The sequence below is a fragment of the Dactylosporangium aurantiacum genome (assembly GCF_000716715.1).
GTDB classification, from domain to species: domain Bacteria; phylum Actinomycetota; class Actinomycetes; order Mycobacteriales; family Micromonosporaceae; genus Dactylosporangium; species Dactylosporangium aurantiacum.
This window is the reverse complement of sequence record NZ_JNYJ01000071.1, coordinates 44365-59127: the sequence shown is the minus strand read 5'-3', so window position 1 is coordinate 59127 and position 14763 is coordinate 44365. Positions and strand designations below refer to the sequence as shown.

Annotated in this window: 11 protein-coding genes; 7 read left to right on the top strand and 4 right to left on the bottom strand. The window is 74.6% G+C overall.

Annotated features, from left to right (window positions below; translation table 11 throughout):
- Positions 1-5 precede the first annotated feature (5 nt).
- Positions 6-1484 carry an aromatic amino acid ammonia-lyase gene (locus tag OP18_RS46815; protein WP_033366654.1) on the bottom strand — a complete coding sequence of 493 codons (1479 nt, stop codon included), beginning with the start codon at positions 1482-1484 and terminating at the stop codon, positions 6-8.
- Between the two features lie 62 nt (positions 1485-1546).
- Here OP18_RS46815 and OP18_RS46810 point away from each other — a divergent pair, with 62 nt between their 5' ends.
- The gene (locus OP18_RS46810; protein WP_033366651.1) at positions 1547-3091 is read left to right on the top strand and encodes an NAD(P)-binding domain-containing protein; all 1545 of its coding nucleotides are present in this window, start codon (positions 1547-1549) and stop codon (positions 3089-3091) included.
- A complete protein-coding gene (locus OP18_RS46805) occupies positions 3081-4535 on the top strand; it encodes a class I adenylate-forming enzyme family protein (protein WP_033366647.1) in 1455 nt (484 codons plus the stop codon). Before OP18_RS46810 ends, OP18_RS46805 begins: the two co-directional genes overlap by 11 nt.
- A 22-nt stretch (positions 4536-4557) precedes the next feature.
- Here OP18_RS46805 and OP18_RS46800 read toward each other — a convergent pair whose 3' ends face one another.
- Entirely contained in the window at positions 4558-5802 is a 1245-nt protein-coding gene (locus OP18_RS46800; protein ID WP_033366643.1) for an MSCRAMM family protein, read from the bottom strand.
- Positions 5803-5838: 36 nt separating this feature from the next.
- Positions 5839-6867 (bottom strand): glycoside hydrolase family 10 protein, encoded by a 1029-nt coding sequence (locus tag OP18_RS46795; RefSeq protein ID WP_162189925.1) that lies wholly within the window; start codon positions 6865-6867, stop codon positions 5839-5841.
- Positions 6868-7139: 272 nt separating this feature from the next.
- On the opposite strand from OP18_RS46795, the gene OP18_RS46790 reads away from it, so the two are divergent.
- Together OP18_RS46790 and OP18_RS46785 are read left to right on the top strand one after the other, a co-directional pair.
- Positions 7140-8789, top strand: a complete 1650-nt coding sequence (locus tag OP18_RS46790) for a glycoside hydrolase family 44 protein (RefSeq protein ID WP_052388396.1) — start codon at positions 7140-7142, stop codon at positions 8787-8789.
- A 236-nt stretch (positions 8790-9025) separates the two neighbouring features.
- Entirely contained in the window at positions 9026-9889 is an 864-nt protein-coding gene (locus tag OP18_RS46785) for a universal stress protein (RefSeq protein WP_156090277.1), read from the top strand.
- Between the two features lie 15 nt (positions 9890-9904).
- On the opposite strand, the gene OP18_RS46780 is transcribed toward OP18_RS46785, so the two are convergent.
- A complete protein-coding gene (locus tag OP18_RS46780) occupies positions 9905-10810 on the bottom strand; it encodes a PaaX family transcriptional regulator (protein WP_081971731.1) in 906 nt (301 codons plus the stop codon).
- 83 nt (positions 10811-10893) lie between these two features.
- On the opposite strand from OP18_RS46780, the gene OP18_RS46775 reads away from it, so the two are divergent.
- From OP18_RS46775 to OP18_RS46765, 3 genes are read left to right on the top strand one after another with little or no spacing between them, the layout of a single operon-like run.
- The gene (locus tag OP18_RS46775) at positions 10894-11736 is read left to right on the top strand and encodes a crotonase/enoyl-CoA hydratase family protein (protein WP_052388395.1); all 843 of its coding nucleotides are present in this window, start codon (positions 10894-10896) and stop codon (positions 11734-11736) included.
- A complete protein-coding gene (locus OP18_RS46770; RefSeq protein WP_033366637.1) occupies positions 11733-13712 on the top strand; it encodes an acetoacetate--CoA ligase in 1980 nt (659 codons plus the stop codon). The genes OP18_RS46775 and OP18_RS46770 overlap by 4 nt, the downstream gene beginning before the upstream one ends.
- Complete coding sequence (locus OP18_RS46765; protein WP_033366634.1) at positions 13712-14659, top strand: 3-hydroxyacyl-CoA dehydrogenase NAD-binding domain-containing protein; 948 nt, start codon at positions 13712-13714, stop codon at positions 14657-14659. Before OP18_RS46770 ends, OP18_RS46765 begins: the two co-directional genes overlap by 1 nt.
- Positions 14660-14763: the final 104 nt, after the last annotated feature.

Genomic DNA, 14763 nt, shown 5'->3' with positions numbered 1-14763 from the left:
GACGGTCACCTTTCGAGCGCTTCGACGACGCCGGCCGCACGCCGCACGTCGTCTTCCAGGGGGCGGTCCGGGTCGATCGGGGGCACGGCCGCGACGAGCGCCGCCAGCACCGCGGCGCAGCCGGACGCGGTCGGCGGCCGGGCACCCACGTACGCGGCCTGGCGCAGCCCGACGGCGAGCGAGCCGACCAGCAGCCGCAGCAGCCGCGCCTGGTCCAGCGCCCGCAGGGCGGCCTGGTTCCCCAGCGGGATGACGTCCTGGTTGTGCAGGTTGGTGGGGATGCTCTGCATGCTGGCGGGCATGGTGTCCCGCCGGATCTCGGCGATCAGCGCCGTCGAGGCCAGCTGCACCCCCTGCAGCCCGTGCTGCCGGCCGGGACCGGCGGCCAGCATCGGCGGCAGCCCGCCGTTGCGGTGCGGGTCGACGAGCAGGTCGAGCTGCCGCTCGGCGAGGTTGCCGACCTGCGCGACGACCGTCGACAGCAGGTCGGCGGCGAACGCGGCCGGCTGGCCGAAGAAGTTGCCGCCGTGCACGACGACGTCGTCGTCGGGGAAGAACACCGGGTTGTCGCTGACACTGCCGAGGTCGGCCGCGACGACGCCGTCGACGTACCGCAAAGCGTCCTCGGCCGCGCCGAGCAGCTGCGGGGAGCACCGGATGCTGTACGGCTCCTGCAGCGGGCGGCTGCCGGACGGGGTCAGCCCGGCGGTCGTGCGGCGCATCGCCGCCGCGACGTCGATCGCGCCCGGGTGGCCGTACGCGGCGAGCAGCCGGGCGTCCAGGAACTGCGGGTCGCTGCCGAGCAGGTCGGCGAGCAGGCAGGTGAGCAGCCGGACCGCCCGGTGCGAGGCGCGGACCGAGTCCAGCGCGAGCGCGAGCGCGGCGGTGGTCAGCGGCGTGCCGTTGACCAGGGCGAGGGCGTCACGGCCGTCCAGCGGCAGCGGCCGCAGCCCCGCCGCGGCGAGCGCCTCGGCCGCGGGGAGCCGGACACCGTCCACGTAGGCGTGGCCCCGGCCGCGCAGCGCCTGCGCGGCCGCCCCCAGCGGGATCAGGTCACCGCTGGCCCCGACGGAGCCCAGCCGCGGCATCGCCGGGACGAACGTGGTCCCGAGCATCGCCACGAGCGCGTCGATGACGTGCGGGGACACGCCCGACGCGCCGCGGGCCAGCGACCACGCCCGGACCAGCATCGTGGCCCGCACGACCCCGGCGTCGATGTCCGGGCCGTGGCCGGCGCCGAGATGGGCGAGCGTGTTGTCGGCCTGGTCGCGCAGGTCGGCCCGGCCCGCGTAGCCGACCAGGGCACCGAAGCCGGTGGTGCTGCCGTACACGGCCCGGTCGTCGCCGAGCACCTTGGACAAGAAGATCCGGCCGGCCGAGACCCGGTCGCGGACCGCCGGCCCGGCCACGACGGTGACCGGGTCGCGGGCGGCGCGCAGGTCCTCGATCCGCAACGGGGCCGCGAGGTCAACCTCTGGCGTCATGCGCCGCAACCTAACGAGCGATTCTCAGAGGCCTCTGATATCCGCTCATTACGTTGCGTCGCATGACGCTCGACTACCTCATCATCGGCGCCGGGCCGGCCGGGCTCCAGCTCGCCGCCCTGCTGGAGCGCGACGGCCGCGACTACCTGGTGCTCGAGGCGGGCGCGGCGCCCGGCACGTTCTTCACCACCTACCCGCGGCACCGGCAGCTGATCTCCATCAACAAGGTGTGGACCGGCTCGGACGACCCGGAGTTCAACCTCCGCGCGGACTGGAACTCGCTGCTCACCGACGACGAGTCGCTGCTGTTCAAGCACTACAGCCGGCGGTACTTCCCGCACGCCGACGACCTGGTGCGGTACCTGGCCGACTTCGCGCGCACCCTCAACGTCCGGTACGACACCCGGGTCACCCGGGTGTCCCGCGACGAGGCCGGGTTCACCGTCGTGGCCGGCGGCGACACGTACACCGCGGGCGTGGTCGTCGTCGCCACCGGCGTGTCCCAGCTGTACGTGCCGCCGATCGAGGGCGTGGAGCTCGCCGAGCGCTACGACACCGTCGATGTCGACCCCGCCGGGTTCACCAACCAGCGGGTCCTCATCGTCGGCAAGGGCAACTCGGCCTTCGAGACCGCCGACGCGCTCGTGGAGACCGCGGCGGTCATCCACGTCGCCGGTCCGCACTCGATCAGGCTGGCCTGGCAGTCCCACTACGTCGGGCACCTGCGCGCGGTCAACAACAACTTCCTCGACACGTACCAGCTGAAGTCGCAGAACGCCGTCCTCGACGGCACGGTCGAACGGATCGCCCGGCGCGAGGACGGCGGCCTGCGGATCGACTTCCGCTACGCGCGGACCGTCGAGGCGCTGCGGCAGATCGACTACGACCGGATCATCCTGTGCACCGGCTTCCGCTTCGACGCCTCGATCTTCGACGACTCCGCCCGGCCCCGGCTCGTCATCAACGACCGCTTCCCGGAGCAGACCTCGGCGTACGAGTCGGTGAACGTGCCCGGCCTGTACTTCGCCGGCACCCTCACCCAGCAGCGCGACTTCAAACGGTCCACGAACGGCTTCATCCACGGCTTCCGCTACGGCACCCGCGCCCTGCACCGCATCCTCGGCGCCCGGCGGCACGCGACGCCGTGGCCGGCCACGACGCTGGACGCCACCCCCGAGGCGATCACCGACGCCGTCATCGCCCGGATCAACCGGACCTCCGCGCTGTGGCAGCAGTTCGCCGTCCTCGGCGACGTCGTCACCGTCACCGGCGACACGGCCCGCTACCTCGAGGAGGTGCCGGTCGCGTACCTGCGCGACGGCGGTCTCGGGCCGGTGCCGCTGGCGTTCGTCACCACTCTGGAGTACGGCCCCGACCACGACCAGGTCGACCCGTTCGACATCACCGTGCCCAGGATCGCCGAGAACGACGCCGCGGCCGCCCACGACGCGAGCTACCTGCATCCCGTGGTGCGGGTGTACCGCGACGGTGCCGTCGTCGCGGCGCACCACCTCGCGGAGAACCTGGAGAACCACTGGAACCTGCCGGCGGTGCACCACCAGCCGCTCGCGCTGTTCGTCAAGGGCGTGCTGGCCGATGCCGGTTGACCTGTGGCCGCAGCCGGTGCTGGACCTGCTCGCCACCGGCGACGACCGCCCCGTCTTCGAGGACGGCGACCGGATCGTCACCGCGGCCGGGATGTCGGCGCTGGTCCGCCGGATCGCCGCCGGGTTCCGCGACGCCGGGCTGCGACCGGGCGACGGCGTGGCCCTGGATGTCGGTGTCACGGCGGAGGCCTTCGCGGCGGTCATCGCCGCGTTCGCCATGGGCGCCCGGGTGTCGGGGATCCGGCCCGGCCTGACCCCGGACCAGCTCGGCCACCTGCTGGCCAGCGCCGACGCCCGGCTCGTCGGCGAGGCCGGCCTCGCCGGGCTGCTGCGCGCGCCCGACGACGGGGTGCCGCTGGTGGCCGCCGGGCGCCCGGCCGGCATCGCCCGGATCACCTGGACCAGCGGCAGCACCGGCAACCCGAAGGGCTGCGCGCAGACCTACGCGGCGATGAGCGCCGCCTGGGCGGCGTACCCGGACCGCTGGCCGCCGGCCGTCGCCGAGCTCGCCGGCCGGCTGGGGCGCTACCTGGTGTTCGGCTCGCTGAGCAGTCAGGTGATGCTGGAGTACGCCATCCTGACCCTCGCGGCGGGCGGCACGCTGGTCGCCGCCCGGCCGCCGGGTCTGCCCGGCATGATCGCCCGGCACCGGGCCACCGCGAGCGTCATCACGGTCGGCAAGCTGCACCAGCTCGTGCACGACCAGCGCACCCGCCCCGCGGACCTGAGCAGCCTGCGGGCGCTGCTGGTGTCGGGCTCACCGCTGGCGCCGGGCCGGCTCGCGGAGGCCCTGGAGGTGCTCGGTCCCGTGGTGTTCCACGGCTACGGCCAGACCGAGACCGGCATGATCGCGATGGCGACACCGGCCGAGCTGCTGGGCGATCCCGCCGTGCTGGCCACGGTCGGCCGCCCGCCCGCGGTGGTCGACGTGTCGATCCGCGACGCGGCCGGCCGGCCCGCCGCCGAGGGTGAGCTGTTCGTCCGCACGCCCGCCCAGGCCACCGCGTACTGGGCCGACCCGGCGGAGTCGGCCGAGGTGTTCACCGGCGGCTGGGTCCGCACCCGCGACCTGGCCCGCCTGGACGCGAACGGTTACCTGCAGCTGCTCGGCCGGGTCCGCGACGTCATCATCGTCGAGGCGAACCTGGTGTACGCCGGCGCCGTCGAGCGGGTCCTGTCCGCCGATCCCGCCGTGGCGGAGGCCTACGTCGTCGGCCGGCCCGACGACGTGACCGGCGAGGCCGTGCACGCCTACGTCGTGCCCGCCACCGGGCACACGCCCGACGTCGCGCGGCTGCGCCGGCTGGTCGCCGACACCCTGGGCGCGGCCGCGCGGCCGCACAGCGTCCAGGTGATCACCGGCGTGCCGCTCACCCCGGCCGGCAAGCCGGACAAGCCCGCCCTGACCCGCCTCGACGCCGCGGGCGGCCGGGCCGCGCGGTGACCCGCGGCCCGGCCGCCGCCGGTCACGGCAGCAGGACGTCGTTCACCACCGTCGTGGCGTCGGCGGCCACCACGACGGGGTCCGCGGCCGCCGCCGACCGCTTCCCCCTCGCCCACTGCACCTGCGTGCCGGTCTCGAACCGCACGGTGTAGGTGCCGGGCCACGCGGTCAGGAACCAGGTGCCGTCCGCGGCGGTGGTCGCCTGGAACTGCCGGCCGCGGAGGGGGTCGTAGACGACGACGGCGCTGCCTGCCGACGGCCGGCCCGCGGCGTCGGTGAGCCGGCCCCGGACCTGCCCGACCGGCAGTTGCCGCTCGTCGATGACCACGGTCCGGTCGGCGGTGACCTGCACGGGCCGGCTCGCGCCCTCCGACTCCGCCCCGCCGGCCCACTGGTCCAGGCCGGTCCCGGACGGCACGACGAACTTGACGGTGTAGCTGCCCGGGTAGGGGCGCAGCTGGAACGTGCCGTCCGCGCCGGTCCAGTTGCTCACCGACTCCGCCGTGTTGGTCTGCGAGTACGCGTAGACGACCACGTTGGGCACCGGTGTGCCGTTGCGGGTGAACCGGCCGGTGATGACACCCGAGGGGAACAGCCGCTCGTTGACCGTGGTGTGCTGGCCGGGCGTGACGGTGAACGGGTCCGCCTGGGTGTAGCTGCGGTGCCGGTACGTCCACTGGTTGGTGGCGCCGCGTTCGGCGGCGGCGACCGCCATCCGCAGCTGGCCCGCCGGTGGATAGCCGATCAGGTACGCGCCGTTGACGTCCGTCAGTACGGTGGCGAGCGGGCTGCCGCCGGTGAGCGTGTACAGCTGGACCCGGGCGCCGGGTGCGGCCTGGCCGGCGTCCGTGGTGATCCGCCCGCCGAGCGTGCCGTGCGGCATCACCGCCTCACGGACCGTCGTCTCCGCGTCCGCCAGCACGGTGACCTGCGCCGCCGAGCCGAGATCGGCCACGGACGGGTGGAACTGCACGAGGCCACCGGGCAGCCGGAAGCGCAGCGCGTACGCCCGCGGCGTCACGTCGGTGAACCGGTAGGCCCCGGCGACGTCGGTGCGGGTCTGCTTGATCGCCACCCCGTACGGCATCAGGAGCAGGTCGACGCCCGCGTCGGCGACCGCGGTGGTCCCGTCGGCGAGGGTGCCGGCCACGCTGCCCGTGGTGGCCGGATCGGCGTGGGCGGCGGCCGGGGTGAGGCCCGACGTGAGACAGATGGCGAGTCCGAGGACGAGGGTGCGGGCGACGCGGCGGGACCGGGCCGACATCATGAGCCTCCTGGCTGGTGTGTGGCGATCAGCGGTCGGTCAACAGGCACGGGCGCAGATCCGCATCGCGGACAGCGCCCCGTAGTACGCCGGTTTGCGGGCGCCGGCGGCGTCGAACAGCAGGGGGGTCAGGTTGGCGCGCCACGAGTCGGTGTCGCGCACGCCCCAGACGGTGATGCCGGTGCAGCGCGAGACCGCGACACAGGCGCTGACCACCCGCCGGTAGCCGTCGGACTGGGCCGTGCCGGAGCCGCCGATGTCCAGTTCGGTGATCTCCACGTCCACGCCGAGCGCCGCGAAGGCGGCGACGGTCTGCCCGTAGGTGCTGGGGATCGCGGCCGGGCTGATGAAGTGGCTCTCCAGTCCGACGCAGTCGATCGGCACGCCGCGGGCCTTGAAGTCCCGGACCAGGTTGTAGACGGCCTGCGTCTTGGCCAGGCCGCGGTCCTCGATGCCGTAGTCGTTGTAGCACAGCCGGGCGCCGGGGTCGGCCGCCCTGGCATCGCGGAACGCCTCCTCGATGTAGGCGGGCCCGAGCCGGTTGGCGAACACCGACGGCCGGACGGCGCCGTTGTCGGACAACGCCTCGCTGACCACGTCCCAGGTCTTGATCCGGCCGCGGAAGTGGCCCACGGTGGCGGTGATGTGGGTGCGCAGCGCCGCCCGGGCGTCGTCGGCGGTGCCGAGCACGGTCACCCAGGCGACCTGGTTGGCGCTCGGCGACACCAGACCCCGGCCGCGCGCGGCGGCGCCCTGTGCCCGGGCGCGGTCCACCACCCGGTCGGCGGCGGTGAAGGTGAACTGGTTGCGGGCGGGCTCCACCGCGTCCCATTCCAGCGCGTTCTCCGGGGTGACGGAGTTGAACTCCTGGTCGAGGATGCGGGTGTACGCCGGATCGGTCAGCTTGGCGGGCTGGACGGCCGCACCGAAGTAGCGGCCACGGGCGGCGGCCGTCGCGCCGAGGCCGGTCGCCGCGCCGGCCACCCCGGGGACCACGACCGCGCCGGCGATGGTCAGCACCCCCAGGGTGCCGGCGAGCAACGCGCGGTGCCATCGTCCGTTCACCATGGTTCCTCCTGTCGACCAGCGGGGCACCAATTCGATGTCGGTCGATGCTAGAGGCATCGGCGAGGGGCGTCGAACGGGTGCGCGCCGCGGGAGCGCAACACCCGCCGTCCGACCTCCGGCGCGCATGTAACGTTCACGCCCGGCGGACCGGTCCGGCCGGGACCGACGCTCTCCCACCCCACCCACCTGCGGCGGACGACTTGACCCGCACCGGACACCCCGCCACGCTCTTCGACGAATGTCAATGGATCGGGCGATTGGGGACATCGGTGATGAGCACTCAACGGCAACGCGGGCCGCGGTCGGCCACGACCCTGGGTGTGGCGGTGTGCCTGGCCGCGGGAGCGGTGACCGCCCTGCCCGCTCCGGCCGCGGCGGCGACCGGGGTCACGCTGTCGGTCGACTGGTCCGCCGCCCGCCACCCGATCAGTCCGGACATCTACGGCCTCAACGGCGCGGACGCCGCGTTCGCCGCCGAGATCGGCCTGCCGGTGGCGCGCTGGGGCGGCAACGCCAGCACCCGGTACAACTTCAAGAACCATACGTACAACACCGGCAGCGACTGGTACTTCGAGAACATCGTGGCCGGCCCCGACAGCACGGTCGAGTCGTTCGTCAGCACCTACCGCGACCGCGGCGCCAGGCAGGTCGTCACCGTGCCGATGAGCGGATGGGTGGCCAAGGACTCCCCCGCCTCGCACCCGTTCGCCTGCGGGTTCCCGGCCGCCCGGTTCCCCGCCCAGGACGGGTTCGACCAGTGGGACGCCGGCTGCGGCAACGGCAAGCTCAACGGCGCGAACCTCACCGGGGCGGTGCCCACCGACACGTCCATCCCGGCGGATGCCTCGTTCGCCGGCGAGATGGTGGCACATCTGGTGAGCCGATTCGGCCCGGCGGCGCGCGGTGGGGTGCCGATCTACGAGCTGGACAACGAACCGGTGCTGTGGAACGCCACGCACCGCGACGTCCACCCCGACCCGGTGTCGTACGACGAGCTGGGCGGCAAGAGCACGGCGACCGCGGCGGCGATCAAGGCCGCCGATCCGAGCGCGGCGGTGCTCGGCCCGTCCGGCTGGGGCTACTGCGAATGGGTGGCGTCCGGGGTGGACGGCTGCGCGCCGGGCGCCGACGCGGCCGCGCACGGCGGGCTCAACTTCTCGCAGTGGTACCTGCGGCACATGAAGGAGTTCAGCGACGCGCACGGCGGCAAGCGCTTCCTCAACTACTTCGACCAGCATTTCTACCCGCAGATCGGCGGCGGCACGGACCCCGACGCCGCGGCGCTGCGCCTGCGCTCCACCCGGTCGCTGTGGGATCCGACGTACGTCGAGGAGTCCTGGATCGGTCCCAGCGGCGTGAACGCGCCACCACTGCAGTTCATCCGCACCATGAAGGCCTGGGTCGCCCAGTACTACCCCGGCACGAAGGTCGCCATCACCGAGTACAACTGGGGCGCGCTGCACGACATCAACGGCGCCCTCGCGCAGGCCGACGTCCTGGGCATCTTCGGCCGCGAAGGGCTCGACCTCGCCACCATGTGGGGCGAGCCGCAACCGGCCCAACCAGGCGCCTTCGCCTTCCGGATGTACCGCAACTACGACGGCTCCGGCGGCCGCTTCGGCGACGTGAGCGTCTCGGCGGTCAGCAGCGACCAGGGTCAGCTGGCGGTGTACGGCGCGCAGCGCCGCCGCGACGGCGCACTGACCGTCATGGTCGTCAACAAGACCGGCAGCGACCAGGCGTCGCCGCTGTCGATCGCCCGGTTCGACGGCACCGGCACGGCGCAGCGCTACACCTACGGCCCCGCCGACCTCACCGCGATCGCGCACGGTGCGGATCTCCCGGTGCGCCGCGGCAGGATCGACGCGACCTACCCGGCGAACTCCATCACCCTGCTGGTCCTGCCGGCGCGCCGGCACTGAGCCCGGGTCGCCGCGCCGCAGCGAGATCATGGCCTGGCGGAACCGGCGCCGGTACAACCTCGACGCCGCCGCCACGTGGCCCTCTGCCGGGTCCCCCGGTCCGCCGGGCGCCACTCGTCCGGCGGCCCGGCCGGTTTCGCACGCGCAGCCGGGGTACCTGGCGACGACGAGCAACCCGGGGACGACGTCACGTGCGGGAGGAGCCAGCCGCTGTGCCGAACGCCAATCCTGTCCGCGTGCTGGTCGGCTACGACGGCTCGCCGTCCGCGAGCACCGCCGTCGACGCCGGCTCCCGCCTGCTGCCCGGCGCGCACGCCGTCATCGTGCACCTGTGGAGTCCACCGTTCGCGGACGCGGGCCTGCGGGAGCGGTTGTGGACCGGCCCGCGGAACTTCAAGACGTTCGTCGATGCCGTCGAACGCGAGGGGCAGCGTGAGGCCGAACGCCTCGCCGAGGTCGGGGTGAGGCTGACGGAGGCCGCCGGCTGGACCGCCGAGCACCTCACCCGGCGCACGTACGGCGGCGAAGGCGTCCAACTCGCGCAGATCGCCGAGGAGACGCACGCGGACGTCATCCTGGTCGGGTCCCACGGTCTGCGCGGCAGCCGGGCGCTGCTCGGCAGCGTCTCGGACATGGTGGTGCACTTCGGTGCCTGCCCCATCATCGTCGTGCCCCACCCGCTGCTGCTGGCCGAGTACACCGCGCTGCGCGAGGGCGCCGTGCTGGTGGGTTGGGACGGCTCGGCGAACGCCGCCGTGGCGTGGCGGAGTGCGCGCGAGCTGTTCGCCGGCCGGCCGTTCGTCGCCGCGACGGCCGGTGGTGACGGCGTGGTGCGGGTCGTGCAGGACCCGGCCGGTCCGGATGATCCGCTCCACGCTCCCGGCCGGCCGGCGGAGCACGCCCGCCGCGTCCGCCCGCGCACCGTCGCCAAGGCGCTGCTGACGTACGCCCGCACCAGCGGCGCCGCGATGGTCGTCGTCGGCTCGCACGGCCGGTCGGCGGCGCAGGAGGTCCTGCTCGGCAGCGCCGCCAGGGCGGTCCTGCACAGCGCCGACCGCCCGGTCATGGTCGTCCCGCCACCAGACAGCTCCACCCCATGAGCCGCACCGGCGTGTTCAGGCCTCGGCCGGGGTCGCGGCCGCCGGTACAACGGCCGGGATGACGTCGAGGCGCTGGCGCATCTCGCGCTCCGCGGTGCGCCGCAGCCGGCCGTTGATCCGCCGGAAGAGCATCTCCGCCTGGACCGCGGGCCAGTCGGCGGGCAGGAACTCCAGAGGCAGCCGGGGATCGTCGCGGACCACCTGGAGCCAGTCGGTGGTCAGCACGACGCGCCGGCTGACCGCGTCCACCGGGCCGGGTCCGTCGCCGTCGTACGGCATCCAGCGCTCGATGAACGCGGTGTAGCGGGCGGCGAGGGACGGCAGGTCGTAGGCCTCGGCGACGAGCCGGGTCGGCTCCGTCGGGCCGGTCGGCGCCGCCTCGAACGCCCGCACGTACTCCTCCAGCTGCGAGTCCTCCAGCACGCCGGCGAGTTCGACCCGGCGGGGCGCCACCCACAGCCCGGCCTGGACCATGCCGAAGCCGGCCCACTGCAGGCGGGAGCGCAGGTCGTGCCGTTCCCGCTGCCATGACTCCGGCATGGAGAAGCCGACGACGGTCCAGGTGCCGTCCCACTGGCGGGTCACGATGTCGCCCTCCTGGACCCGGCTGCGGCCGTCGAGCATGACCCGCCGGCCGTGCTCGGTCGGTCCGAAGTACGCCCGGCGCCCCCGGGCCTCGCGGTGCAGCAGGTCGCGGTGGACCATCCGGGACAGGGTCGCCCGGGCCGCGTGCTCGCCGATGCCGACCCGGCCCAGCACGTCGATGACGCTGCCCGCGGCGACCAGGACGGCGCCGTCGAGCACGTAGTCGCCGAAGAACGTCAGCAGGACCGACTGGGGCCGCAGCACGACGGTGGCGGTCACCCTCGTCACCGCCGGGTCGGTGGCCGCCGCGTCCGCTGCGGCGGTGGGCTCGTTCATGGTCACGAGCGTCAGGCTACGCGAACCCGGAATCTTCGACGGTCTGTTGACGGCCGTTGTCATTGATGTCTAGCATTCCGCTCATGCCGGTGACGGACGCCACAACGCCGCACGGAGCCCAGGACCCACCGCCGGGCCTCGCGGTCCGCCGCGACGGCGCGGTCGCCGTCCTCACGCTCAACCGGCCGCACAAGCGCAACGCCATCGACGACGCCACCCTGCTGGGGCTCGAGCGGTTCTTCACCGCCCCACCGCCCGGCGTGCGGGCCGTCGTGCTCACCGGCGACGGCGGGCACTTCAGCGCCGGGCTGGACCTGGCGGAGCTGGCCGGGACCGACGTCGTGGCCGGCATCGCCCACTCCCGCATGTGGCACCGCGCGATGGCCGCGGTCGAGTTCGGGGCGGTGCCGGTCGTGTCGGTCCTGCGCGGCGCGGTGATCGGCGGCGGGCTGGAGCTCGCGTGCGCCACGCACGTGCGGGTCGCCGAGGCGTCGGCCTTCTACGCCCTGCCCGAGGGCCAGCGCGGCATCTTCGTCGGCGGCGGCGGCTCGGTGCGGCTGCCCCGGCTCATCGGCACCGCCCGCATGGTCGACCTCATGCTGACCGGCCGGGTGTACGACGCGGCCGAGGCGCACGCCGCCGGGCTGACGCAGTACCTCGTCGGCGACGGCGAGGGACTGCCGACGGCGCTGGGCCTGGCCGAGCGCATCGCCGCGGCCGCCCCGCTGACCACGTTCGCGGTGCTGCAGGCCCTGCCCCGCATCGCCGCCGCCGAACCGGCCACCGGGCTGCTGCTGGAGGCGCTGATGAGCGCGGTCGCGCAGGGCAGCGACGAGGCCAAGGACCGGATGCGGGCGTTCCTCGACGGCCGCGCCGCCCGGGTCGCCGGGCCCTCGCCCGACGGCACGTCCGGAGCCGGGACATGACCGGCCTGGTCGAGGGCAGCCTGCTGCGCGCCGTGCCGCCGGACGCGCGGGCCACGAGCGAGCTCGGCCGCTACCTGGACTGGCTGCGCGAGCGGCGCGGGCTCGACTTCCCCGGCGTGCCCGACCTGTGGCGCTGGTCCGTCACCGACCTGTCCGGCTTCTGGGGCTCGATCTGGGACTTCTTCGGCGTGCGGGCCCACACGCCGCCCCGGGCGGTGCTGGAGGCCGAGCGGATGCCCGGCGCCCGCTGGTTCGCCGGGGCGACGCTGAACTACGCCGAGCACGCCGTCGGGCACGTCCGCGACCCCGGTCAGGTCGCGGTCGTGGCGTACTCGCAGACCCGCGAGCCGGTCGAGCTGACCTACGGCGAGCTGGCCGACCGGGTCGGCCGGGCCCGGGCCGGGCTGCGCCGGCTCGGGGTGGGGCGCGGCGACCGGGTGGTGGGCTACCTGCCGAACATCCCGGAGACGGTCGTGGCGATGCTGGCCACGGCGAGCCTCGGCGCGATCTGGGCCGGTTGCGCCCCCGAGTTCGGCGTCCGCAGCGTGGTGGACCGGTTCGCCCAGCTGCGCCCGACCGTGCTGCTCGCCGTGTCCGGGTACCGCTACGGCGACCGCGACATCGACCGGCGCGACGCCGTCACGGCCGTCCGGGCGGCGCTGCCCACGCTGCGGCACGTGGTGCACGTGCCCTACGGCCCGGCCGGCGCGGACCGGCCGCCCGGCGCCGTGACCTGGAGCGAGCTGCTGGCGACGGTGGAGCCGCTCGCGTTCGAGCCGGTGCCGTTCGAGCATCCGCTGTTCGTGCTGTTCTCCTCCGGCACCACCGGCAGGCCGAAGGCGATCGTCCACGGGCACGGCGGCATCCTCGTCGAGCACCTCAAGAACCTGGGCCTGAGCTGGGACCTGCGCCCCGGCGACCGGCTACTGTGGTTCACCTCGACCGCGTGGATGCTGTGGAACACGCTGGTGTCCGGCCTGCTGCTCGGCGCCGGCATCGTGCTCATCGACGGCGACCCGCTGTACCCGGACCTCACCGAGCAGTGGCGGCTCGCCGCGCAGACCCGCGCCACCCTGGTCGGCGCCAGCCCCGGCTACCTCATGGCCTGCCGAAGGCAGGGCATCGAGCCGGCCCGGCGGTTCGACCTGACCGCCCTGCGCCAGCTCGGGGTCGCCGGCTCACCGCTGCCGGTGGAGGGCTTCGGGTGGGTCCACGAGCAGTTCGGCCCCGACGTGCTGCTCAACGTCGGCAGCGGCGGCACCGACCTGTGCACCGGCATCGTCGCGGGCAGCCCCATGCAGCCGGTGTACGCCGGCGAGATGACCGGCAACCTGCTGGGCGTCGACGGCCAGGCGTTCGACGAGGCCGGCCGGGCGGTCGTCGGCCGCCTCGGCGAGCTGGTCATCACCCGGCCACTGCCGTCGATGCCGGTCGGCTTCTGGGACGACCCGGGCGACGCCCTGTACCACGCCACCTACTTCGCCCGGTACCCCGGCGTGTGGTGCCACGGGGACTGGATCCGGTACACCGAACGCGGCAGCTGCGTCATCACCGGCCGGTCCGACGCCACGCTCAACCGCGGCGGGGTGCGGCTGGGCACCGCCGAGTTCTACCGCGTCGTCGAGGAGTTCGCCGAGGTGGACGACAGCCTCGTCGTGCACCTGGAGGACCCCGACGGCGGCCCCGGCGAGCTGCTGCTCTACATCGTGCCGGCCGGCGGCGTCACGCTCGACGGCGCGCTGCGCGACCGGCTGAGCACCGCGCTGCGCACCGGCCTGTCGCCGCGGCACGTACCCGACGCCATCCACGCCGTGCGCGCCGTGCCACGCAGCCGCACCGGCAAGAAGCTCGAGGTGCCGGTGAAGCGGATCCTGCTCGGCCTGCCACCGGACGCCGTGGCGAGCCGCGACGCGCTGCTCGACCCGGCCGCCCTGGACCAGTTCGTGCCCGGCGGTCCCGCGGGGAGGGCGGCCTGATGAGCGCCGGGGCGATCCGCCGGGCGGCGGTCATCGGCACCGGCGCGATCGGCGCCGGATGGGTCAGCACCCTGCTGGCCCGGGGCGTGGCCGTCGCCGCGTACGACCCCGCGCCGGGCGGCGCCGAGCGGCTCACGGCCGCCGTCGCGGACCACTGGCCGACCATGCGCCTGCTCGGCGCGCCGCAGCGGCCGGACCTCGGCCTGCTGCGGGTGCTCGACGACCCGGCGGCGGCGGTCCGCGACGCGGAGCTGGTGCAGGAGAACGGGCCCGAGGACGAGACGCTCAAGCGGGAGCTGATCGCCGAGCTGGACGCGGCCGCACCCGTCGACGCGGTCATCGCCAGCAGCTCGTCGGGGCTGCCGCCCAGCGTCGTGCAGGCCGGCTGCACGCACCACCCCGAGCGGGTCCTCGTCGGCCATCCGTTCCATCCGGTACACCTGATCCCGCTGGTCGAGGTGGTCGGCGGGCGCGGTACCAGCGCGGCGGCCACGGCGCGCGCCATGGCCGTCTACGCCTGGCTGGGCAAGCGGCCGATCCACGTCCGGCACGAGGTCGCCGGGCACGTCGCGAACCGGCTGCAGGCGGCGCTGTGGCGGGAGGCGTACTCCCTCGTCGAACGCGGCACCGCCACCGTCGCCGACATCGACGCCGCGATCGCCAACGGGCCCGGGCTGCGCTGGTCGGTCCTCGGGCCGTTCGTCAACCAGCACCTCTCCGGCGGGGCGGGCGGTCTGAGCCACACCCTGGCCCACCTCGGCCCGCCGATGGTGCGGTGGTGGGCCGACCTCGGCAGCCCGGTGCTCACCGCCGAGCTCAGCGCCGCCCTCGTCGCCGGCGTGCGGGCCGAGCTGGGCGACCGGACCGACGCCGACCTGGCCGCGGCCCGCGACCGGCTGGTGGTCGGGCTGCTCGCCGCGAAGGCCGCCGAGGAGGCGCTGCCATGACCGGACCGGAGCGCAGCGGAGGGCCGGTCATCAGGGGCGCAGTCTCAAGGTCAGGGCGGCGCCGGAGCGGACCGGAGCGCAGCGGAGGGCCGGTCATCAGGGGC